This is a genomic window from Microbacterium sp. Root280D1, assembly GCF_001428975.1.
In the GTDB taxonomy this organism is placed as follows: Bacteria; Actinomycetota; Actinomycetes; order Actinomycetales; family Microbacteriaceae; genus Microbacterium.
The window spans coordinates 906,019-927,581 of sequence record NZ_LMJK01000002.1 but is presented as its reverse complement, the minus strand read 5'-3'; the positions used below and the strand labels follow the sequence as shown (position 1 = coordinate 927,581).

Below are 21,563 nucleotides of genomic sequence, written 5' to 3'. Positions count from 1 at the left end.
GCCAGTAGGATCGATGACACCACGTGAAGAAGGGGATCGGCCATGTCGAACGGCGATGAGAAGTACTGGTACAACCTGGAGACCGGCCAGGTGGAATTCGGCATGATCTCCGCATCGGCCGACCGCGTCGGCCCCTTCGACACCGAGGCTGAGGCGTCTCGGGCTCCGGAGAAGCTCAAGGAGCGTTCGCGCGCCTGGGCTGAGGAGGAAGCAGCCGAGAGCGGCTGGGACGCCGGTATCGGCAAGGCCGAGTGACCGTGGACAAGCAGAGGGATTTCGTCCTCCGGACGATCGAAGAGCGCGGCGTCAAGTTCGTCCGCCTGTGGTTCACCGATGTCATCGGCACGCTCAAGTCCGTCGCCATCGCGCCGGCCGAGGTCGAGGGCGCGTTCGCCGAGGGCATCGGATTCGACGGTTCGGCCATCGAGGGCCTGACCCGCAGCTACGAGTCCGACCTGCTCGCCCAGCCCGACCCCACCACCTTCCAGACCCTGCCGTGGCGCGGCGAGATCGACCCGACCGCGCGCATGTTCTGCGACATCACGACGCCGGACGGCCGTCCTGCCGTCTCCGACCCCCGCCATGTGCTCAAGCGCACGCTCGCCAAGGCGGCGGATGCCGGATTCACGTTCTACACGCACCCCGAGATCGAGTTCTACCTCCTCAAGTCGTCGTCGTTCGGCCCTGAGGGTCCGGTTCCGGTCGACTCCGCCGGCTACTTCGACAACGTTCCCGGCGGCACGGCGCACGACTTCCGCCGCCGTTCCGTGCGGATGCTCGAGGATCTCGGCATCTCCGTCGAGTTCAGCCACCACGAGGGCGGCCCGGGTCAGAACGAGATCGACCTGCGCTACGCGGACGCGCTGACGATGGCCGACAACGTCATGACCTTCCGCACCGTCATCAAAGAGGTCGCGATCGAGCAGGGCGTCTACGCCACCTTCATGCCGAAGCCGCTGAGCGGTCACCCCGGAAGCGGCATGCACACGCACATGTCGCTCTTCGAGGGCGAGCGCAACGCGTTCTATGAAGAGGGCGCCAAGTACCAGCTCTCCAAGACCGGACGACACTTCATCGCCGGCCTGCTGCGTCACGCCAACGAGATGGCGGCGGTGACCAACCAGTTCGTGAACTCCTACAAGCGGCTCTGGGGCGGCGACGAGGCTCCGAGCTTCGTCACCTGGGGCCACAACAACCGCTCCGCTCTGGTGCGCGTGCCGATGTACAAGCCCAACAAGGGCGGTTCGTCGCGTGTCGAGTACCGCGCGCTCGACTCGGCAGCCAACCCGTATCTCGCGTACGCCCTCATGCTCGCGGCCGGCCTCAAGGGCATCGAGGAGGAGTACGAGCTGCCTCCCGAGGCCGAGGACAACGTGTGGTCGCTCAGCGACGCAGAGCGCCGCGCGCTCGGCTATTCTGCGCTTCCGGCGAGCCTCGACCACGCGCTCGAGTACATGGAGAGCTCCGAGCTCGTCGCCGAGACCCTCGGCGAATCGGTCTTCAACTACGTGCTGCTCAACAAGCGCAAGGAGTGGGAGGCCTACCGCGGCCAGGTCACTCCGCTGGAGCTGAAGAACAACCTCGAGCTGCTCTGAGCGTCGCCGATGGCCCGTTCGGACGACTCCGTCTCTCTCTCCGCGCTGGCCAGGCTGGGGTTCGCCGAGCTCAGTGAGGCGGCGGCGAATCTCACCGAGCTCGCGACCCTGATCGGAGTCGAGCGCTCACTTCTGCTCAGCGAGGCGGACGCGGCCGACCCCGATGCGGCGGTCGAGGGGATGCTGCGCGTGGCACGGCGCGATGCGGCACCCATCGCCGCCCTGTTCACCGACCAGCGGGCGCGCCGACGTGCGTGGCGGGTGTTCGGGGCGTCGCAGGGCTTCGCCGACTTCTTCCTGCGGCATCCGACCGAGATCTCGGTGCTCGGCGACACGTCCACCGAACTGCCCTCTGCGCACGAGCTGCGCGATCGGATGCTCGAGGCCGTCGGAGCGCGCGACGGATTCGCCGAGTCGGGCGATGACAGCGCGGTGGTCACGCTGCGTGTGGCGTATCGCCGCAACCTCGCTCTGATCGCCGCGATCGACCTGACGGCGCACAACCCTGTGCGCATCGTCGCGGATGTCGCCGCCGCGCTGGCCGATATCGCGGGCGCGGCGCTGGAGGCGTCTCTGGCGATCGCGCGTCGGCGGCTGGTCGACACGATGAGTCGCGAGCAGGTCGCGGCCACGCAGCTGGCAATCATCGGGATGGGCAAGGCGGGTGCACGCGAGCTGAACTACGTCAGCGATGTCGATGTGATCTTCGTCGGCGGAACCGCAGACGAGGACGCCGTCCCGGAGTCGCGCGCGATCGACATCGCGACCCGTCTCGCGAGGGAGACGATGCGAGGACTGAGCGGCATCGAGGTCGAGCCCCCGCTGTGGGAGGTCGACGCCGCGCTCCGTCCCGAAGGCAAGCAGGGCGCGCTCGTCCGGTCGCTCGGCTCGCACCTGGCCTACTACGACCGCTGGGCGAAGAGCTGGGAGTTCCAGGCGCTACTGAAGGCGCGACCCCTCGCGGGCGATGCGGAGCTCGGCGCCGAGTACATCGCCGCCGTGCAGCCGAAGGTCTTCTCCAGTGCCGCGCGTGAGAACTTCGTCGACAGCGTGCAGCGCATGCGCGAGCGGGTCATGGAGCACATCGACCCCGAGGATGCCCCGTACCAGCTCAAACTCGGCTCGGGCGGCCTGCGTGACATCGAGTTCACCGTGCAGCTGCTGCAGCTCGTGCACGGCCTCACAGACCCCCGTCTGCGCACGCGGGGCACACTCGAGAGCCTCGACGCCCTGGTGGAGGGCGGCTACATCGGCCGGGCCGAGGCTGCGTCTTTCGCCGATGACTACTGCGTGCTGCGGTTGATGGAGCACAGGTTGCAGCTCCGCGAGCTCAGCCGCACCCACCTGATGCCCCGCACACCGGCGGGCCTCCGGGTGCTCGCGCGCAGCACCGGCCTGGGCGAGTCCGGTGAAGCGATCTGGGCGCGCTGGGAGAGCGTGCGGCGGGAGGTGCGCGACATCCACACCCGCCTGTTCTACCGGCCTCTCCTGAGCGCTGTGGCGGCGCTGCCGGAAGAGGAGCGCACGCTGTCCACGGCACAGGCGCACGACCGGCTCATGGCGATCGGCTTCCGGGATCCGGCCGGCGCCCTGCGCCACATCGGTGCACTCACCACCGGATTGAGCCGCAAGGCGACCATCCAGCGGCATCTCATGCCCGTGATGGTGCGCTGGTTCGCCGACGGCAGCGACCCCGACTATGCGTTGATCGCGTTCCGTCGCATCAGCGAACGCCTCGGCGACACTCCCTGGTTCCTCCGGATGCTGCGTGATTCCTCGGGCGCTGCCGAGAGCCTGACGCGCCTCCTCTCGTCGTCGCGCTACGTCGGCGAGCTCATGGAGTGGATACCCGAGTCCGTCGCCTGGCTCGACAGCAGCGAGCTGCTGCGGCCCCGCAGCGGGGCCGCTCTCGACGAGGAGGCCAGGGCCATCCAGACGCGGCACAGGAACGTCGGCGACGCGCTGCAGGCGGTGCGAGCGCTGCGGCGGCGCGAGCTGCTGCGAACGGCGATGGGCGGCGTCCTCGACGTGCTCTCGATCGAGCAGATCGCGACGTCCCTGACCGAGATCACCGACGCGACGATCCAGGCGGCGCTGCGCGCGGTCCGCCGCGAGATCGTCCCGCTCGACGATGAGGCGCTCGACTTCGCGGTGATCGGCATGGGGCGGTTCGGGGGAGCGGAGCTGGGCTTCGGCTCCGATGCCGACATCCTCTACGTGTACGACGCGAACGGCGTCGATCCGCAACGCGCGCAGACGCTCGCCACGCGCATCGTCGCCGGCCTCCGAGAGCACCTCACCGACCACCGTGTGCCGTTGGACCTCGATGCCGATCTCCGTCCGGAGGGACGCAACGGACCCGTCGTCCGATCGATCGACGCGTATGCGGAGTACTACCGGCGCTGGTCGCTCTCCTGGGAGGCTCAGGCACTCCTGCGGGCGAGAGGCGTGGCGGGCAGCGCGACTCTCATCGAGAAGTTCACCGCCCTCGCCGACAGCATCCGCTACCCCGCCGAGATCGACCTGCAGGGAACCCGCGAGATCAAGCGCATCAAGGCGCGAGTCGAGGGAGAGCGGCTGCCTCAGGGAGTCGATCCTCGTCGACACCTGAAGCTCGGTCCGGGCACGCTGAGCGACGTCGAGTGGCTGGTGCAGCTGCTCCAGCTGCAGCACGCCCATGACGCACCGGCCCTGCGCACCACGTCGACGCTCACGGCGCTCCAGGCGGCCGTCGACGCAGGCTACGTTCCCGCCGAATCCGCCGATCTCCTCCGGGCCGCGTGGCTGCTGTCGAGCCGTCTGCGATCCGCGATCACCCTCTACACGGGCAAGACGAGCGACGTGCTCCCGACGGATCCGCGCGACCTCGACGCCATCGGTCGGCTGCTCGGGTACCCCGACCGTTCGGCGAGCATTCTCGACGACGACTACCTCGGCGTGACCCGGCGTGCGCGCCGGGCATTCGAGCAGCTCTTCTACGGCTAGCCTGGCTCCATGACGATCTCGAAGCTCGGTGTGATCTGGAACCCCTCGAAGGTCGATGGGGACTCGCTGCGCGCAGCCGTCGCCGAGACCTTCGTCTCCGACGGTGTCGGCACTCCTGTCGAGTGGTGGGAGACCAGCATCGAGGACCCGGGGCGGGGAATGGCCGCCGAAGCTGTGGCCGCAGGCTGCGACGTGGTGATCGCCGTCGGCGGCGACGGCACCGTCCGGGCGGTCGCTGAATCGTTGGCGGGCACGGACGCCGCGCTGGGCATCGTGCCGCAGGGCACGGGCAACCTGCTCGCGCGGAACCTCGAGATCCCCCTGAACGACATCCCCGCCGCGTTGGTTCGGGTGCGCGACGGCGAGCCGCAGCGGATCGACATGGGCTGGGTCGACCACGACGGCACCGAGCACGCGTTCGTGGTGATGGTCGGTTTCGGCATCGACGCGCAGATGCTGGTCGAGACCGACGAGGATCTGAAGAACCGAGCCGGATGGATCGCCTACGTCGAGGCGATGGGACGTGCTCTCGCCGGCACCGAGATGACCGACATCACCCTGACGCTCGACGATCAGGAGCCGCAGGGGCTTCGCGGTCACACCATGCTGATCGGCAACTGCGGCATGCTGCAGGGCGGCATCCGTCTCCTGCCGGATGCGGTGCTCGACGACGGACTGCTCGACATGCTGCTCGTGAGCGCCGAAGGGCCCCTCCAGTGGCTCGACACCGTCCGTGCCTTCGTCTGGGAGAACGGCATCCGTCGCATGATGGGCAATGTCGACACCGCTGTGAGCACCGACTCGACGACGCACATCTCCGCGGAGCGGGTGCGCGTGCAGCTCGCGTCACCGCAGATGTTCGAGATCGATGGCGAAGAGGTCGGACACATCTCCGACTTCACCGTGCGGGTCCAGCCCGCCGCCCTCACCGTTCGCTGAGGGTTCCCGGTGGGACGACCTTGCTGTCCTGCGTCGGGAAGACGACCTTCTGCACGATGATGATGATGCTCGCGGCGACGGGGATGGCGACGAGTGCGCCGAGGATCCCGCCGAGTGCGCCACCGGCGACGGCCGCGATCACCACGAGCGCTCCGGGAACGGCGACCGCCTTGTTCATGATTCGCGGGGACAGGACGTATGCCTCGATCTGCATGTAGACGAGGTAATAGCCGAACGCGATGAGAGCGGTCACCGGGCTCACGATGAGGCAGATCAGCGCATTGATGATCGAGGCGCTCAACGTTCCGACGAGCGGGATCATCGAGCCGATGAAGGCGATCAGCGCGAGAAGCGCCGGCACGGGGGCTCCGATGATGCTCAGCACGATCAGGCTCAGGATGCCGTTGATGAGCGCCAGGCTGGCCTGCCCCATCACGTAGCGCCCGACGGCGCCGGAGACGTCTTCGAGGAGCCCTCCGAAGGTGTCGCGCTGGTAGGACGGGACGAAGCGCACCGCGACGCGCTTCATGCTGCGCAGCGAGGCCATGAAGTACAGGGTCAGGATGAGCACGATGGTGACGCCGGTGAAGCCGCCGGCGATGCCGGCGCCGACCGCGAAGACTCCGCCGCTGATGTTGAGGATGTTGCCCGGATCCTGGACGAAGCTCAGCACGCCCTGCGCCGCGTCGTCGAAGGTGGAACCGAACTGCTCGCTCACGTCCTTGAACCAGGCGCTGGCCATGAAGTCCTCGACCATCTTCGGGCCGTCCTGGATCAGGTTGGTCACCTGCTCGATGAGAAGAGGCACGATGGCCAGGATGATGCCGGCGAAGACCAGGATCACGACGGACACGACGATGGCGACGGCGGCCGGGCGAGGGAGCTTGCGTTCGATGAACGAGACGATCGGGTCGAGCCCGAGTGCGAGGAAGATCGCCACCCCGATGTAGACCAGCACCGTGGCGAGCTGGTTGACGATTCCGCCGAGCATCAGCGCGACGAGCACACCCAGAGCACCGAGGAGGCCGAACATGAACGGGTTGATCCGGGCGATCGCCGCCGCCGCTGTCTTCGGCTGCGCGGGAGGAGTCTCGGTGGTGTGGACCCTCTTCGGCTGCAGCCTGTCGTACTTGCGGCGCATGATGGCCCCCCACTTGTGTTCATTCGGACCCCTCAGTTGACCAGTAGGGGCGGGTGAAAGCAAGCGCGACACGGTCGTGCGGGTGCCGGATCCCCCATGCGGGGGATGCGGTGACCGCGAGGCGTTCGTACGGTGGATGACATGACGGATGCAGAGAAGGATTCGCAGAAGAAGCCGCAGAACGGTCTTGCAGTCGGCCTCGGCCTGGGCATCGCCGTCGGGGCGGGGCTCGGACTCACCGTGTTCGACAACCTCGCTCTCGGAATGGGCCTCGGTCTCTCGATCGGCGTCGCGATCGGCGTCGCGGTGGATTCGCGCGCCGGCGAGTGAGAACTTCCGCGACCGCGGGGACGTCGCGGGCTCGCGTAGTCTTCAGAACATGGCGAAGCGGGGTGGACGGGGTGCACGGTGGCGGTACCGCCGCGAGTGGCTGCTGACTGCGGTGTCGGCGCTGCTCTTCGCCTACATGGTCGGGCTCGTGCTGGTCACGCTGACCTGGAGCGTCGCCTATTCCCTCCCGCAGTGGATCCTCATCGGAGTCATGGTGACCGGGTCGGCCGTGCTGCTCGCATGGCAGGTGCGCAAGGTCCGCGGGCTTCGACGCAGCCGCGACCGGTGAGCTCGGCGCCGCCGTCCGTCGCCCAGGGCTACACCGTAGCGGGCGCGTAGGCCCATCCCGGCCCGGCTCGAACGGGCAGCCTCCCTCTCCGAAAAACTGGACGCGGAGCCGGGGTGAGCTCACGCGCCTAGGGCGGGACCGAGAAAGACTCTACGCGAGACGCACAGAGAGCCCGCCAGGCATGGCCTGACGGGCTCTCTGTGCGATTCGGCGGACCTACCCCCGAAATCCCGCGGGATCTGGTTACACCCCGAAGTACAGCTCGTACTCGAACGGGTGCGGGCGCTGAGCCATCGGCAGGATCTCGTTCTCGTACTTGTACGAGATCCAGGTCTCGATGAGCTCCTCGGTGAAGACGCCACCCTCGAGGAGGAACTGGTGGTCCTCCTTCAGTGCGTCGAGCGAGTCGAGCAGCGAGTTCGGGACCTGCGGGATGTTCTTCGCCTCCTCGGGGGGAAGCTCGTAGAGGTCCTTGTCGACGGGCTCGTGCGGCTCGATGCGGTTCTTGATGCCGTCGAGGCCGGCCATGAGCTGCGCGGCGAAGGCGAGGTACGGGTTGCCCGATGCGTCAGGCGCGCGGAACTCGATGCGCTTGGCCTTCGGGTTGGAGCCCGTGATCGGGATGCGGATGGCAGCCGAGCGGTTTCCGGCCGAGTAGACCAGGTTGACCGGAGCCTCGAAGCCCTTGACCAGACGGTGGTAGCTGTTCAGGGTCGGGTTCGTGAAGGCGAGCAGCGCCGGAGCGTGCGCCAGGATGCCGCCGATGTACCAGCGAGCGATGTCGCTGAGCTGACCGTAGCCGGCCTCGTCGTAGAAGAGCGGCTTGCCGTCGTTCCACAGCGACTGGTGCGTGTGCATTCCCGATCCGTTGTCGCCGTACAGCGGCTTCGGCATGAAGGTGGCGACCTTGCCCCACTCTTCGGCGGTGTTCTTGACGATGTACTTGAACTTCAGGATGTCGTCCGCCGAGTGCACCATGGTGTCGAAGCGGTAGTTGATCTCCTGCTGGCCGGCGGTGCCGACCTCGTGGTGCGAGCGCTCGAGGATGAACCCGGCGTCGATCAGCTTCAGGGTGATGTCGTCGCGCAGGTCAGCGGTCTTGTCGACCGGGCTGACGGGGAAGTAGCCACCCTTGTACGGGGTCTTGTTGGCGAGGTTTCCGCCCTCTTCCTCACGACCGGTGTTCCACGCGGCCTCTTCGGAATCGACCTTGTAGAAGCTCTCGCCGGCGGTGACCGAGTAGCGCACGTCGTCGAAGATGTAGAACTCGGCCTCGGGGGCGAAGAACGCCGTGTCGGCGATGCCGGTGGAGGCGAGGTACTTCTCGGCCTTCTTCGCGACCTGGCGCGGGTCCTTCGAGTAGATCTCTCCCGTGCGCGGGTTGTAGATGTCGAAGATCATCACGAGGGTGCTCGCCTCGCGGAACGGGTCCATGTATGCCGTCGTGACGTCAGGGATGAGCTGCATGTCGGACTCGTGGATGCTGGCGAAGCCACGGATCGAAGAGCCGTCGAACAGCTGTCCGTCCACGAAGAAGTCCTCGTCGACAGTGGCCGCAGGGATGTTGAAGTGCTGCTGAACACCAGGGAGATCAGTGAATCGGATGTCAAGGAACTTGACGTCGTTCTCCTTGATGTAGGTCAGCACCTCGGACGAATCTTTGAACATGTACGACTCCTGGATTGCGGATCGATGGCTTCACGGCCATTGTGCACAGTACGTGCGGGGCGTTACCCCACGGTATCCGCTTTGTTTCGAGCATGTTACGCGCCGGTAGGCTGGATACGTGACGGACGCTGTGAACACGTACCCCGGAGAACGACTCGGAATGCCGCAGACGGGGACGGGCAGCATCGCCCGCCCTGGACGGCGAATCGGGGCCCTTCTCATCGACTATGTGGCTGCGACGATCATCGCCACCGGGTTCCTCGGCTACGACCAGTTCGCACTGCCCGCCGAGGCCGGCCTCACCATGTTCGCGCCGATGGCGGTCTTCGCCCTGCTGCAGATCCTCTTCATCCCGACGGCCGGCGGAAGCCCCGGGCACCGTATCCTCGGCATGCGCGTGGTACGTCTGGGCGGCGGCTGGGTGGGGATCTGGCGTCCGATCGTCCGCACGCTGCTGATCATCATCGTGATCCCGGCGGTCATCTGGGACGCCGATCAGCGAGGAATCCACGACAAGGTGACGGGACTCGTGCTCATCCGCGCCTGATCGGGCTCACTCCTTGCCGCGATTGCGGCGTCTGGCCTCGCGCGGAGCGCGACCGCCGAGGAACGAACGGGCAGGGTCGACGATATAACCCTGTCGCAGCGCTTCGCGACCGATGAGCATGCGGAAACCCATCTCGTCCCGGTTGCTCAGCGTGACCTCCGCGAGCACCTCCCGGTCATGCAGACGGATCAGCATCTCGACGACGAGTCGCTCCTGGGCATGGCCCGATGAGCTGCGCACGGCGCGGCGATCATGCACAGGGGACTCGACGATGACGGCATCCTCCTGGCTGTCCTGCCAGGGCTTCACACGGAACCGAACCCACGACACGCCGTCGCGCTCGAACTCCTGGATCTGGAATGCGTGCAGCGAAGAGGTGCGCGCGCCCGTGTCGATCTTGGCTTTGAGCCAGTCGACTCCGAGATCAGGCAGGCTCACCCATTCTCGCCACCCGATAAGGGTGTTTGAATGGGATGACTTACTCACCCGACCATCCTGGCAGGAAATCCCCCGTGAAGATCGCAGTGCTCTCCCGCGCGCCGCAGGCGTACTCCACCCAAAGGCTGCGCGCCGCTGCGCTCCAGCGCGGTCACAACGTCAAGGTGCTCAACACGCTGCGATTCGCGATCGACCTCACCGCAGACGAGCCGGACCTGCACTACCGGGGCCGTCAGCTCAGCGACTACGACGCGATCCTGCCTCGCATCGGCAACTCGATCACCTACTTCGGCACCGCCGTCGTGCGCCAGTTCGAGCAGATGGACGTCTACACGCCGAACACGGCGAACGGGATCTCGAGCGCGCGGGACAAGCTCCGCGCGAATCAGATCCTCTCGCGCCACAACATCGCGATGCCTCCCACGGCCTTCGTCCGCAACCGTGCGGACGTCCGTCCGGCGATCGAACGCGTCGGGGGTGCTCCTGTCGTCATCAAGCTCCTCGAGGGCACGCAGGGGATCGGTGTGATCCTCGCGCCGCAGGTGAAGGTGGCCGAGGCCATCATCGAGACGCTGCACTCGACCAAGCAGAACGTGCTGATCCAGAAGTTCATCTCCGAGAGCCGCGGGCGCGACATCCGCGCTCTCGTCGTGGGCGACCGCGTGGTCGCCGCGATGCGGCGATCGGCGGCGGGTGACGAGTTCCGCTCGAACGTCCACCGTGGAGGCTCGGTGGAAGCCGTCGAGCTCGATCCGATCTACGAGCGCGCAGCCGTGCGCTCAGCCCAGATCATGGGGCTCCGCGTCGCCGGAGTCGACATGCTCGAAGGCGACGACGGCCCGCTCGTCATGGAGGTCAACTCGTCGCCTGGCCTGCAGGGCATCGAGACGGCCACGAAGCTCGACGTCGCAGGCGCCATCATCGACTACATCGCCGGCCAGGTCGCATTCCCCGAGATCGATGTGCGTCAGCGCCTGACCGTCTCCACGGGATACGGGGTCGCCGAGCTGATGGTGCACGGAGCTGTCGACCTCGTCGGCAAGACACTCGGCGAAGCCGGACTGTGGGAGCGCGACATCACCGTGCTCACGCTGCACCGCGGCGTCTCCGTCATCCCGAACCCGCGCAAGCACGTCGTCCTCGAGGCCGAGGATCGGCTCTTCTGCTTCGGCAAGCTCGACGAGATGCGGTCGATGGTTCCGGAACGTCGCCGTCGCCGCGCGAAGGTCCGTCGCCTTCCGCGTCAGCCGCTGTCGGAGTGAACGACGAAGCGCGGACGCCCTCGCGATGAGGTGCGGCCGCGCTTCTGCGTGTGCGGGGGTCAGCTCAACGCGGACGCTGCGCCCTGACCTTGGTGGGGTCGATGCCCTTCGGGATAGGGAGCGACGAGATCGACTGCGACACGGACTCGATGCGTCGGATGACGGCACCCATGGTGGCCTTGTCGATGACCTTCGGAAGCTTCTTGATGGTCTTTGCGAGGTCGGCGATCGCGACGTCGTCGTCGCCGTGGCCGACGTAGAGCACCGTGACCGGCACGCCGTGGGCCACACGGGCTGCCTTGCTGCGCTCATCGTTGACCAGTCGGGTGAGGCGGCCGCGGGAGCCCTCTCCGACGACCACGACGCCGCCGCGACCCACGGTGCGGTAGACGGCATCCTGCGTCTTCGGGTTGATGCCGACCGGCGTCTCGGATCCCTGCCAGTTGCGTCCGAGGCTCGTGCTCAGCACGTGGCCCGTGGCGCCCGGCATACCGTCGATCTTCTGGTACATCGCAGAAGTCGATAGGCGCGTCATCAGGAACATCGCGCCGAGCAGACCGAGCATCAGACCGGAGATGCCCCAGAGGATGAGAGTCCAGACCTGGAACGGCGGGATCAGGTAGCCCACGATGAGGCCGATGAGGACACCGATGACCAGCAGCGCGATCTGGGCCCAGGGCAGCCAGGGGTAGATCTCCCTCGTGAACTTGAAGAGGGACTTGATCTGGGAGAAGAATCCCGGACGCTTCTCGGGCGCGGACGTGCGGTTTGCCATGTGCATAAGAATACCGACTCCGGGGTGCGCTGATGGCGTCGTTCGCGTCGGGCGGATTCGGGCGCCTCGTCTTCTCCTGCACACGCGGCCGATTCGTGCGCATGCGTGCACATCATGCGATGTCTGCGTGGGAGCGCCGTGCGATGCGATGACATGGGGGAATGGCGGAGAAGGAAACGAAGGCGAGCGGTGCGGCACTGGTGCCCGGTGCGCATCGGACGATCAGGAGGATCGACGCGGACGAGGGGCCGTACGCGGGAACGCTGGTCACCCGAGGCGCGGCGATGGCCGTTCTGGTGGACTCCGCCTCGATCAGCGGGTGGGCTGGGTGGGACCACGCCGGTGACGACCACGTCGCGGGGCCGCTCGACATCGTGCGGCGCGCCGACGGGCACGACGCGCTGCTCCCATGGTGCACCGAGAGGGTCTCGACGTTCGTCGGTCGTCGCGCGGCAGCCGGCGTCGCGCTCGGCTCCGGGGAGATGACGACCCTGGTCGCCAGCATCCTGCGAGGTCTCGGTGAGCTCGGACGGACCGACGAGCACGAACACACGGGTGGCTGGTGGCTCACGGATGACGGGCGACCGACTTTCGTGATCGGCGCAGGCGAGACGGCACGGACGGCAGCGGCGGGTCTCGTCGCGCGGATTCGCGAGGACTGCGTCGACCGCGCACTCGGTCGCCTGCTCGTCACGATCGAGGAAGGGCTGAGCGCTGCCACAGGACGGCCGGGGATGCCGATGCGACAGCTCGAGGGGTGGGAGGCAGAGCTGTTCGACACCGCGGCGCCGAAACCGCTGAGACGCGATGTGCATGCGCCTGAGCTGGCGAGAAGTGCGGACGCAGCGATCCGCGCAGCGGTCGTGCGACCCGACGAGCGAAGTCGGATGAGAACCCGTGCCACTCGCCCTATGGCGGATAGCCGCGTGCGCGCTGTGACGTCTCGCGTCGTCGCGCCCTTGCTGCGTCGCCTCGACCTCTGGCGGGGTGCGATGCTCCTCGTGGTCGCGCGCCGGCATCGGAGAGACGCGGATCGAGCACGCGCCGCCCGCGTCGACAGGAGGATGGAGGCCCCCACAGGGGGCGTCCGAACCCCCGTGCGACGTGGGCGGAGGGCGATCGTCGCTGCGGCTGCGGCCGTAGCGGTGCTCGCCGGCGGACTCCTCTGGCCTGGGGGAGCGACAGGGGAACCGGGCGACGGGGGTACCACGGCGGTGCCGACGAGCGGTCGGGACGCGGAGCAGATCGACTCTGCGTCTGCCGATCCGTCACCGGCGGCGACGCCGACGGCACCCGAACCGAAGCCGGACGAGTCCCCGAAGGGATCACCGCCCGAGCGAGCCGATCCGGAGGATCCGGTCGAGGCGGCGCACCACCTCATCGACGCGATCAGTACCTGCGCGGCGAACGACGACGCGGTCTGTGCCGAAGCGGTCGCTCAGGGGTCCATCGGGGTCGCGGACGCATTGGCGGAAGGTGAGGAAGCATTACAGCTCGAACCCGTGGACGAGTACGGGGATGTCGCCGTGATCCGAGCTTCTGCGTCGGGAGGGGAAGAGGACGGGGCGGAGTCCGCCGCTGGGGAGCGGATGGTCGTACTCGTCCGGGTGGCAGAGAAATGGCTGGTCCGCGACGTGTACGACGTCGCGGACCAGCCAGGATGATGCGGCGGTCAGGCTCCGAGCTGAGCGGCGAACTGCGCCGACTCGAGGCGGGCCTTCACAGCACCGAGGAAGCGTGCGGCGTCTGCTCCGTCGATGATGCGGTGGTCGTACGAGAGAGCGAGGTACACGTACGAGCGGACGGCGATCGCATCTGCGCCGCCGACCTTGACGAGACCGGGGCGCTTGACGACCGTTCCGGTGCCGAGAATCGCCGACTGCGGCAGGAAGACGACCGGAGTGTCGAACAGCGCGCCACGCGAACCCGTGTTGGTCAGCGTGAACGTGCCGCCGGCGAGCTCGTCGGGCTTCAGCTTGTTGTCGCGCGTGCGTGCCGCGAGGTCGGCGATCTCATGCGCGATCTCGGCGATGTTCTTCGACGCGGCGTCGCGCAGCACCGGCGTGAGCAGACCGCGCTCGGTGTCCACGGCGATCGAGACGTTCTCGGACTCGGGGTAGACGATCTGCTCGCCGTCGACCGTGGCGTTCACGATCGGGAAGGCACGCAGAGCCTCTGCGGCAGCGAGGGCGAAGAACGGCAGGAACGACAGCTTGTCGCCCGTCTTCTCGAGGAAAGACGCCTTGACGCTGTCGCGGTACTCCGCCAGAGCGGTCACATCGACCTCGACGACCGTCGTGAGCTGTGCGGTCTGCTGCATCGACTCGACGGCGCGCTTGGCCAGAACCTTGCGCAGGCGCGACATCGGCTGCGTGGTGCCACGCAACGGCGAGACCTCGAGCGGAGCGGGCGCAGCAGGGGCGGCCGCAGCGGCGGGTGCCGCCGACGCGCTCTCTGCGGCCTTGAGCACATCTTCCTTACGGATGCGTCCGCCGACGCCGGTACCGGTGACACTGGCCAGGTCGACGCCCTGCTGCGAAGCCAGACGGCGCACGAGCGGGGTCACGTACAGGTTGTCGCTCTCGGTCGGGAGGGACAGCTTCTGCTCGGCCGGAGCCGGAGCCGGAGCCGGAGCCGGAGCCGATGCCGCCGCGGGCGCGGGCTCGGACGGCGCTGCCGCCGGGGCGGGGGCGACAGGTGCGGACGCACCCTCGCTTGCCGGAGCCTGCTGCACGGGGGCCTCTGCCGCGGGAGCAGCAGGTGCTTCTGCCGCAGATGCGGGAGTCTCGGTGGGAGCGGCAGGAGCCTCGGCGGCCGGAGCCTGCGCAGCCGGTGCGGCGGCGGGAGCTGCTCCAGAACCGACACGAGCAAGCACAGCGCCGACCTCGACGGTCTCGTCTTCGGCGGCGACGATCTCCTGCAGCACGCCGGCGACCGGCGAGGGGATCTCGGTGTCGACCTTGTCGGTCGAGATCTCCAGCAGTGCCTCGTCGACCTCGACGGTGTCGCCGATCTGCTTGAGCCAGCGGGTGACGGTGCCTTCGGTCACACTCTCGCCGAGTTCGGGGAGGACGATGTCCGTAGCGTCGCCTGCGGGGGCAGCGGCCGGGGCAGCCGCGGCAGCGGGCGCAGCTTCGGCAGCAGGAGCGGGCTCCGAGGGGGCCTCGGCCTGCGGTGCTGCATCCTGAGGGGCCTCCTCCGCGGCGGGCGCTGCGGCTGCAGGAGCATCCGCGGCAGGAGCAGCGGCGCTGCCGTCGCCGATACGCGCGAGGAGCGCGCCGACCTCGACGGTCTCGTCCTCGGCGACGAGGATCTCCTCGATCACACCGGTGACGGGCGAGGGGATCTCGGTGTCGACCTTGTCGGTCGAGATCTCGAGCAGGCCCTCATCCGCCTGAACGGTGTCTCCCACCTGCTTGAGCCAGCGGGTGACGGTACCCTCTGTGACGCTCTCGCCGAGAGGGGGGAGGACGACGGATGTGCTCATGACTGAGTCTCCTTCAGGAAGTTAAATGACGCGTGTCTAGCTTAGTGAACTGTTCACCGGTTGGTGTTCAGAGGGCGTGCAGCGGTTTTCCGGCGAGGGCGAGGAAGGCTTCACCGAGCGCCTCGCTCTGTGTGGGATGCGCATGGATCAGGGGGGCGATGTCCTCGGGGTGGGCCTCCCACGCGACGGCCAGCTGGCCCTCGGTGATGAGCTCGCCCACTCGGTCGCCGAGCAGATGGACACCGATGACGGGCCCGTCCTTGAGCCGGACCACCTTCACGAGGCCGGCTGTGCCGATGATCTCGCTCTTGCCGTTGCCGGCGAGGTTGTACTCGTACGCCACGACAGCGTCGGCGCCGTGCTCGGTGACGGCAGCCTCCTCCGTGACGCCGACCGAGGCGACCTCGGGGCTCGAGTACGTGACCTTCGGGATCTGGATGTCGGGGACGTGCGCGGGGGAGAGACCGGCGATGCGTTCCGCGACGGCGATGCCCTGCTGGAAACCGCGGTGAGCGAGCTGCAGACCGGGCGTGATGTCTCCGACGGCCCAGAGCCCGGGCACACCGGTGCGCAGGTCCTGATCGACCGTGACGAAACCACGATCGAGAGTCACGCCGGCCTCTTCGAAGCCGAGGTCGGCCGTGACCGGACCTCGTCCGACCGCCACGAGAAGGAAGTCGGCGGTGAACTCCTTGCCGTCCTCCAGCGTGACGGTCACCGAGCTGTCGTCCTGCGTGGCGCTCTGGTAGCGGATTCCGAGGGAGTACTGGATGCCGCGGCGGCGGAACGCCCGTTCGAGGCCCTTGCTCATCGCGATGTCCTCGTTGGGCACCAGGTGCGGCAGCGCTTCGATGATGGTGACCTCGGTGCCGAACGAACGCCAGACGCTGGCGAACTCCACGCCGATCACGCCGCCGCCGAGCACGAGCACGCGCTCGGGGATCACGTCGAGCGACAGCGCCTGTTCGCTGGTGAGGATCCGCCCGCCGATCTCGAGTCCCGGGAGGGTCCGGCTGTACGAGCCGGTGGCGAGGATGACATCGGCGCCGACGTAGACGTCGTCGCCCACGCTCACCGACCGGTCGGCGTTCAGGCGACCGAAGCCGGCGACGGTCGTGATGCCGCGGGCCTTCACCAGGCCCTCGAGGCCCTTGTACTTCTTAGCGACGATCCCCTCGCGGTATGCGCGCACCCCGGCGGGGTCGATTCCGTCGAGGGTCGCGGAGATGCCGACGTGGGCGGCGTCTCGCACATGCTCGGCGACCTCGGCCGCGTGCAGCAGCGCCTTCGTCGGGATGCAGCCGCGGTGCAGGCAGGTGCCGCCGACCTTGTCCTTCTCGATGAGCGCGACGGACTTGCCGAGCTCGCTCGCACGCAGAGCGGCGGCGTACCCGCCGCTGCCTCCGCCCAGGACGACGATGTCGAAGGTGTGCGTGGTCATGGTCATGCCTCCTTGTGGGATGCTTCGGCGAACGCGATGATCGACCGGACCATCGCTCCGGTGGGGCCCTTGTCGGTGAAGCCGTACGGTGCGCCGTTGTGCTCGCCGGAGCCGGCGATGTCGAGGTGCACCCACGGGATGCGCGGGGCGTCCTTCTCGTCGGAGACCCGGCCGACGAAGCGGCGCAGGAAGAGGCCGGCGTACGACGCCCCACCCATCCGATCGCTCATGTTGGCGTTCTGCATGTCGGCGATGGGGGAGTCCAGCGAGTCCTCCATGTAGGCCGGGAGCGGCATGTGCCACGCGAGCTCATCGGCGGCGTCGGCGGCGGCGAGGAACTCCGCGACGGAGTCGTCGTCACCGAATACGCCGGTGTGGCGGTGCCCGAGAGCCATCACGATCGCTCCGGTGAGAGTCGCGACGTCGATGATGACGTCGGGGTTCTCGCGGCTGGCCGCGACGAGGCCGTCGGCCATGACCAGGCGCCCCTCTGCATCCGTGTTCGGAACCTCGACGGTCGTGCCGTCGAGGATGCGGATGACGTCTCCCGGACGCAATGCACGACCTGACGGCATGTTGTCGGTGATGCAGAGCCAAGCGGTGACGTGCACGGGCAGGGCGAGAGCGGCGATCGCCCGCAGTGCTGCGACGCTCGTCGCGGCACCGGCCATGTCGAACTTCATGCCGACCATCGAGGCCGCCGGCTTGAGCGACAGCCCGCCGGTGTCGAACGTGATCCCCTTGCCGACGAGTGCGATGTGACGTGTGGCGTTCGCGGGTGCGTAGTCGAGACGGACGAGGCGCGGCGGCCTGTCGGAGCCCTGCGCGACGCCGAGGATACCGCCGAAGCCCTGTTCGGCGAGCGACTTCTCGTCGAGGATCTCCACCGAGACATCCGCCAGCCCGTCGACGCTGTCGGCTGCGCTCTGTGCGAGCTGGGCCGGGCTCTGCCACTCGGCCGGGACGAACACGAGATCCTTGATGAGGGCCATCGCCTCGCCGACGGCGATGGACCTGGAGAGTGCGGACTCGTCGAGGTCGGCATGCAGCAGGACGGAAGACGCGCGGGTCTTGCCCGACTCCTTGCGGTAGCCGTCGAACCGGTAGCCGCCGAGCACGGCGCCCTCTGCGGCGGCGGCCGCGAACTGCTCGAGACCGGGAGCCAGGGCCACCGAGACCGTCTCGAAGCCGGTCAGAGACCGGAGGGCTGTGCCTACGGCGTTGCGCACGGCGGAGGCATCGGGCTCACGGCCTACGCCGACGACGGCGAACGGCAGGGTCGTGACCTCGGGGGCGTAGGCCCGCGTGAACGACGAGGCCGAGCCGGTGTGGCCGACGGCCTGCAGGGAGTCGGCGAGTCCGGGGTAGCCGGTCAGCGACTCTGCGGAGTCCGAGATCTCGGGGATGACGAGCACTGCGGCGTCTGCAGCGCTTCCTGGGAACTGATCTGTGGTGCGCGAGAGCGCGGGAAGCGTCATACCTCCATCCTAGGAGGGTCGCGCGCCCGGGCGCCGAGCGGGTGTTCGCTCTCAGCTTGAAGGTCACCGCCCGGCCGTCCGAAGCTGCTCGTAGCATTGACTCATGCCCTTCTCCGGAGAGATCCATGAACGTGTAGCGAACGCACCGGTCGTGCCGCGCGGACTGCCCCTTGTCCTGCTCCTGACGGGTTTCACCGACGCAGGCAGCGCCGTCTCCGGGCTCATCGAGCACCTTCGCGAGACGACGTCGCCCGAGCCGATCGCCGTCTTCGACAACGACGTGCTGCTGGACTACCGCGCCCGCCGCCCGGTGATCTCCTTCGACCAGGATCACCTGACCGAGTTCCGTCCTGCCCGGCTGGAGCTCTCGCTCGCGACCGACGCCCTCGGCCAGAAGTTCCTCCTCCTCGCCGGTTACGAGCCGGACTTCGCCTGGAACGAGTTCGCGCGCACCGTGCTCGAGCTCGCCGACGAATTCGAGGTCTCCGGGCTCAACTGGGTGCACTCGATCGCGATGCCGGTCCCGCACACCCGCCCCATCGGCACGACGGTGAGCGGCAACCGCCGTGAGCTCACCGTGGCTCACTCGGTATGGCGCCCGCGCACCCAGGTGCCGGCCACTGCGGGGCATCTCCTCGAATTCCGCTTCGCGGAGCACGGTGAGCGCGTCGTCGGGTTCGTGCTGCTCGTACCGCACTACCTCGCCGAGACCGAGAACCCCGACGCCGTGATCGCGGCAGCCGAGAAGCTGATGGCCGCCACAGGCCTGGTCATCCTGCTCGATGAGGTGCAGGAGCGCCGCCAGGACTACCTCACGCGCGTCGACGACCAGGTGCTGGGCAACGATGAGCTGCAGCAGATGGTGCAGGGGCTCGAGCGCCGCTACGACGCGTATATGGCCGGTCGTGATCCTGAGGACGGGTCGTACGACGAGGGCGGATTCAACGAGCGCGACCTGCCGAGCGCGGATGAGCTCGCCGCAGAACTCGAGCGCTACCTCGCCTCGCGCCCCAGCGGCGACGAGGACAAGCCGGGTCGCGGCTGACATCGAGCGAGCGAACTTGGGCGGATTGCACCTGCATGCCCACACGTGTGCGATACTAGGACTCTGACCCGTTGTCAATCGATCTTTCCGGAGATCGGACTTGACAAGGGTCTTACTAGTGTCCGAAATGCTCCGGGGCCTGCGAGCGGCCCCGTGAAAGGCGAAACGTGACTCCTGCCACGACGAAGAAGACCCGGACGAAGAAGACCGCCGACGCTCCCGAGGTCGATGCTCCGGTCGAGGAGGCCGCTGAGAAGCCGGCGCCCAAGACCGCCGCGCAGCGTGCCGCTGCCAAGCGCGCGCCCGCGAAGAAGAAGAAGGCCGATGACATCGTCGAAGACGACGAGACTCCTCCCGCCGCAGAGCCCGATGAGGACGATGAGGACTCCAAGCCGAAGTTCACCGAGCCTCTGCCCACGGGAGCGATCGTCATCTCGTCGAACGACGACGAAGACGTGCCCGTCTACTCCACCCAGATCACCGGTGCGACCGCCGACCCTGTCAAGGACTACCTGAAGCAGATCGGAAAGGTCGCCCTGCTGAACGCGGCCGAAGAGGTCGAGCTCGCGATGCGCATCGAGGCCGGCCTGTTCGCCGAGGAGAAGCTCTCCACGATGACGGCCGCCGAGAAGGCCAGCCAGCTCGGGCTCGACCTGCAGTGGGTCGCCCGCGACGGTCAGCGCGCGAAGAGCCACCTGCTCGGTGCGAACCTCCGCCTCGTCGTCTCGCTCGCCAAGCGCTACACCGGCCGCGGCATGCAGTTCCTGGACCTGATCCAGGAGGGCAACCTCGGTCTGATCCGCGCCGTCGAGAAGTTCGACTACACCAAGGGCTTCAAGTTCTCGACGTACGCCACCTGGTGGATCCGTCAGGCGATCACCCGCGCGATGGCAGACCAGGCCCGCACCATCCGCATCCCCGTGCACATGGTCGAGGTCATCAACAAGCTCGCCCGAGTGCAGCGCCAGATGCTGCAGGACCTGGGCCGTGAGCCCACGCCCGAAGAGCTCAGCCGCGAGCTGGACATGACGCCCGAGAAGGTCGTCGAGGTGCAGAAGTACGGCCGAGAGCCGATCTCCCTGCACACGCCTCTCGGTGAGGACGGCGACAGCGAGTTCGGTGATCTCATCGAGGACACCGAGGCAGTGGTCCCCGCGGATGCCGTGGGCTTCACGATGCTGCAGCGTCAGCTGGAGCAGCTGCTCGACTCGCTCTCCGAGCGTGAGGCCGGTGTCATCCGGATGCGCTTCGGACTCGGCGACGGACAGCCCAAGACCCTCGACCAGATCGGTGACACGTTCGGCGTGACGCGTGAGCGCATCCGTCAGATCGAGTCGAAGACGATGGCGAAGCTCCGCCACCCGAGCCGCTCGCAGTCGCTGCGGGACTACCTCGAGTGATGCAGGCGAACGAAGGCAAGGCGCTCGAGGCGAGCGTCGACGGCAAGAACTACGCGCGCATCCCGCTGCGGACGCGCGTCGTCATGCCGAACGACGACCTCGACTCCGTCGTCCTGGAGTACGCGAAGGAAGCTGTTCAGCCCGGTGACCTGCTGTTCGTGACCGAGAAGATCGTGGCGATCACGCAGGGCCGGTCGTACCGGCTCGACGAGATCACGCCCCGTCCGCTTGCGCGCTTCCTGTCGCGATACGTCGTCCGCACCTCCTACGGCATCGGTCTCGGCATGCCCGAGACGATGGAGATGGCCCTGCGCGAATGCGGCACCCTGCGGATCCTCTTCGCAGCCGGCGTCTCGGTGATCACCAAGGCCTTCGGGCGTCGCGGTGACTTCTACCGCATCGCAGGTGACAAGGCACGCGCCATCGACGGCCCGACGAAGAACACGATCCCGCCGTACAACCAGGCGGTCGTCCTCGGACCGAAGAACCCGCGTGAGGTGGCCCTCCGTCTGAAGAAGATGCTCGGCGGCGACCTCGAGGTCGCCGTCGTCGACATCAACGACATCGGCGGCAACATCCTCGGCTCGACGCTCGACAAGGCGGGGGAGCGTCGGCTCGTCCAGATCCTGGGCGACAATCCTCTCGGCCAGGCGACGCAGTCGACCCCGATGGGGATCGTCCGCGAGGTCTGACCTCCGCGTGAGCGACGCCTCAGCAAGAAGGGCCCGGATGCTCAGCATCCG

The 21,563-nt window shown here is 67.7% G+C and carries 19 protein-coding genes; 12 read left to right on the top strand and 7 right to left on the bottom strand.

The annotated features are described in order from the left end of the window. The first annotated feature begins 42 nt into the window (after window positions 1-42). The 4 genes from ASE34_RS10635 to ASE34_RS10620 are packed head-to-tail and all read left to right on the top strand — an operon-like array spanning window position 43 to window position 5,519. Window positions 43-255, top strand: coding sequence for a hypothetical protein (locus ASE34_RS10635; protein WP_053096290.1), 213 nt, complete (start codon window positions 43-45; stop codon window positions 253-255). A gap of 2 nt (window positions 256-257) precedes the next feature. Next, entirely contained in the window at window positions 258-1,595 is a 1,338-nt protein-coding gene (glnA, locus tag ASE34_RS10630) for a type I glutamate--ammonia ligase (RefSeq protein ID WP_042541155.1), read from the top strand. A gap of 9 nt (window positions 1,596-1,604) precedes the next feature. Continuing rightward, window positions 1,605-4,580, top strand: a complete 2,976-nt coding sequence (locus ASE34_RS10625; RefSeq protein ID WP_056278817.1) for a bifunctional [glutamine synthetase] adenylyltransferase/[glutamine synthetase]-adenylyl-L-tyrosine phosphorylase — start codon at window positions 1,605-1,607, stop codon at window positions 4,578-4,580. A 9-nt stretch (window positions 4,581-4,589) separates the two neighbouring features. Next, the gene (locus ASE34_RS10620; protein WP_053096286.1) at window positions 4,590-5,519 is read left to right on the top strand and encodes a diacylglycerol/lipid kinase family protein; all 930 of its coding nucleotides are present in this window, start codon (window positions 4,590-4,592) and stop codon (window positions 5,517-5,519) included. Here the strand turns inward: ASE34_RS10620 and ASE34_RS10615 are convergent. Then, window positions 5,506-6,660 (bottom strand): AI-2E family transporter, encoded by a 1,155-nt coding sequence (locus ASE34_RS10615; RefSeq protein ID WP_082586596.1) that lies wholly within the window; start codon window positions 6,658-6,660, stop codon window positions 5,506-5,508. The genes ASE34_RS10620 and ASE34_RS10615 overlap by 14 nt on opposite strands. 141 nt (window positions 6,661-6,801) lie before the next feature. Between ASE34_RS10615 and ASE34_RS10610 the strand changes: the two genes are divergently transcribed. After that, window positions 6,802-6,990: a hypothetical protein gene (locus ASE34_RS10610; RefSeq protein WP_053096284.1), complete on the top strand. Its 189-nt coding sequence runs from the start codon at window positions 6,802-6,804 to the stop codon at window positions 6,988-6,990. A 49-nt stretch (window positions 6,991-7,039) separates the two neighbouring features. Then, complete coding sequence (locus tag ASE34_RS10605) at window positions 7,040-7,279, top strand: hypothetical protein (RefSeq protein WP_053096281.1); 240 nt, start codon at window positions 7,040-7,042, stop codon at window positions 7,277-7,279. Between the two features lie 243 nt (window positions 7,280-7,522). On the opposite strand, the gene glnA (ASE34_RS10600) is transcribed toward ASE34_RS10605, so the two are convergent. Further along, window positions 7,523-8,947, bottom strand: a complete 1,425-nt coding sequence (glnA, locus tag ASE34_RS10600; RefSeq protein WP_053096279.1) for a type I glutamate--ammonia ligase — start codon at window positions 8,945-8,947, stop codon at window positions 7,523-7,525. Between the two features lie 160 nt (window positions 8,948-9,107). On the opposite strand from glnA (ASE34_RS10600), the gene ASE34_RS10595 reads away from it, so the two are divergent. Continuing rightward, window positions 9,108-9,494 (top strand): RDD family protein, encoded by a 387-nt coding sequence (locus tag ASE34_RS10595; protein ID WP_150115179.1) that lies wholly within the window; start codon window positions 9,108-9,110, stop codon window positions 9,492-9,494. 6 nt (window positions 9,495-9,500) lie between these two features. On the opposite strand, the gene ASE34_RS10590 is transcribed toward ASE34_RS10595, so the two are convergent. Further along, window positions 9,501-9,980, bottom strand: coding sequence for an ATP-dependent zinc protease (locus ASE34_RS10590; RefSeq protein ID WP_053096276.1), 480 nt, complete (start codon window positions 9,978-9,980; stop codon window positions 9,501-9,503). 26 nt (window positions 9,981-10,006) lie between these two features. Between ASE34_RS10590 and ASE34_RS10585 the strand changes: the two genes are divergently transcribed. Further along, window positions 10,007-11,194 (top strand): RimK family alpha-L-glutamate ligase, encoded by a 1,188-nt coding sequence (locus ASE34_RS10585; protein ID WP_053096274.1) that lies wholly within the window; start codon window positions 10,007-10,009, stop codon window positions 11,192-11,194. A 64-nt stretch (window positions 11,195-11,258) separates the two neighbouring features. Here the strand turns inward: ASE34_RS10585 and ASE34_RS10580 are convergent, their stop codons facing one another. Beyond that, complete coding sequence (locus ASE34_RS10580) at window positions 11,259-11,969, bottom strand: DUF4191 family protein (RefSeq protein ID WP_053099128.1); 711 nt, start codon at window positions 11,967-11,969, stop codon at window positions 11,259-11,261. A gap of 161 nt (window positions 11,970-12,130) precedes the next feature. On the opposite strand from ASE34_RS10580, the gene ASE34_RS18150 reads away from it, so the two are divergent. Further along, window positions 12,131-13,633: a hypothetical protein gene (locus ASE34_RS18150; RefSeq protein ID WP_056278816.1), complete on the top strand. Its 1,503-nt coding sequence runs from the start codon at window positions 12,131-12,133 to the stop codon at window positions 13,631-13,633. 8 nt (window positions 13,634-13,641) lie between these two features. Here the strand turns inward: ASE34_RS18150 and sucB are convergent, their stop codons facing one another. The 3 genes from sucB to ASE34_RS10560 all read right to left on the bottom strand — a co-directional run bounded on the left by sucB (window position 13,642) and on the right by ASE34_RS10560 (window position 18,375). Beyond that, entirely contained in the window at window positions 13,642-15,456 is a 1,815-nt protein-coding gene (gene sucB, locus ASE34_RS10570) for a 2-oxoglutarate dehydrogenase, E2 component, dihydrolipoamide succinyltransferase (protein WP_056278815.1), read from the bottom strand. A 67-nt stretch (window positions 15,457-15,523) separates the two neighbouring features. Beyond that, window positions 15,524-16,897 (bottom strand): dihydrolipoyl dehydrogenase, encoded by a 1,374-nt coding sequence (gene lpdA / locus ASE34_RS10565; RefSeq protein ID WP_056278814.1) that lies wholly within the window; start codon window positions 16,895-16,897, stop codon window positions 15,524-15,526. A gap of 2 nt (window positions 16,898-16,899) precedes the next feature. Next, the gene (locus ASE34_RS10560) at window positions 16,900-18,375 is read right to left on the bottom strand and encodes a leucyl aminopeptidase (protein WP_056278813.1); all 1,476 of its coding nucleotides are present in this window, start codon (window positions 18,373-18,375) and stop codon (window positions 16,900-16,902) included. 103 nt (window positions 18,376-18,478) lie between these two features. Between ASE34_RS10560 and ASE34_RS10555 the strand changes: the two genes are divergently transcribed. The 3 genes from ASE34_RS10555 (at window position 18,479) to ASE34_RS10545 (ending at window position 21,512) form a co-directional block, all read left to right on the top strand. Beyond that, a complete protein-coding gene (locus ASE34_RS10555; protein WP_053096264.1) occupies window positions 18,479-19,420 on the top strand; it encodes a proteasome assembly chaperone family protein in 942 nt (313 codons plus the stop codon). A gap of 167 nt (window positions 19,421-19,587) precedes the next feature. Beyond that, complete coding sequence (locus tag ASE34_RS10550; protein ID WP_053096261.1) at window positions 19,588-20,820, top strand: RNA polymerase sigma factor; 1,233 nt, start codon at window positions 19,588-19,590, stop codon at window positions 20,818-20,820. Further along, the gene (locus ASE34_RS10545; RefSeq protein ID WP_053096259.1) at window positions 20,820-21,512 is read left to right on the top strand and encodes a coenzyme F420-0:L-glutamate ligase; all 693 of its coding nucleotides are present in this window, start codon (window positions 20,820-20,822) and stop codon (window positions 21,510-21,512) included. Before ASE34_RS10550 ends, ASE34_RS10545 begins: the two co-directional genes overlap by 1 nt. Window positions 21,513-21,563 lie beyond the last annotated feature (51 nt).

Coding starts and splice junctions, on each gene's coding strand:
- ASE34_RS10545 (WP_053096259.1), top strand. CDS start 20,820: ATGCAGGCGAACGAAGGCAAGGCGCTCGAGGCGAGCGTCGACGGCAAG.
- sucB (WP_056278815.1), bottom strand. CDS start 15,456: ATGAGCACATCCGTCGTCCTCCCCCCTCTCGGCGAGAGCGTCACAGAG.
- glnA (WP_053096279.1), bottom strand. CDS start 8,947: ATGTTCAAAGATTCGTCCGAGGTGCTGACCTACATCAAGGAGAACGAC.
- ASE34_RS10560 (WP_056278813.1), bottom strand. CDS start 18,375: ATGACGCTTCCCGCGCTCTCGCGCACCACAGATCAGTTCCCAGGAAGC.
- ASE34_RS10610 (WP_053096284.1), top strand. CDS start 6,802: ATGACGGATGCAGAGAAGGATTCGCAGAAGAAGCCGCAGAACGGTCTT.
- lpdA (WP_056278814.1), bottom strand. CDS start 16,897: ATGACCACGCACACCTTCGACATCGTCGTCCTGGGCGGAGGCAGCGGC.
- ASE34_RS10580 (WP_053099128.1), bottom strand. CDS start 11,969: ATGGCAAACCGCACGTCCGCGCCCGAGAAGCGTCCGGGATTCTTCTCC.
- ASE34_RS10635 (WP_053096290.1), top strand. CDS start 43: ATGTCGAACGGCGATGAGAAGTACTGGTACAACCTGGAGACCGGCCAG.
- ASE34_RS10595 (WP_150115179.1), top strand. CDS start 9,108: ATGCCGCAGACGGGGACGGGCAGCATCGCCCGCCCTGGACGGCGAATC.
- ASE34_RS10620 (WP_053096286.1), top strand. CDS start 4,590: ATGACGATCTCGAAGCTCGGTGTGATCTGGAACCCCTCGAAGGTCGAT.
- ASE34_RS10555 (WP_053096264.1), top strand. CDS start 18,479: ATGCCCTTCTCCGGAGAGATCCATGAACGTGTAGCGAACGCACCGGTC.
- ASE34_RS18150 (WP_056278816.1), top strand. CDS start 12,131: ATGGCGGAGAAGGAAACGAAGGCGAGCGGTGCGGCACTGGTGCCCGGT.
- ASE34_RS10625 (WP_056278817.1), top strand. CDS start 1,605: ATGGCCCGTTCGGACGACTCCGTCTCTCTCTCCGCGCTGGCCAGGCTG.
- ASE34_RS10605 (WP_053096281.1), top strand. CDS start 7,040: ATGGCGAAGCGGGGTGGACGGGGTGCACGGTGGCGGTACCGCCGCGAG.
- ASE34_RS10615 (WP_082586596.1), bottom strand. CDS start 6,660: ATGCGCCGCAAGTACGACAGGCTGCAGCCGAAGAGGGTCCACACCACC.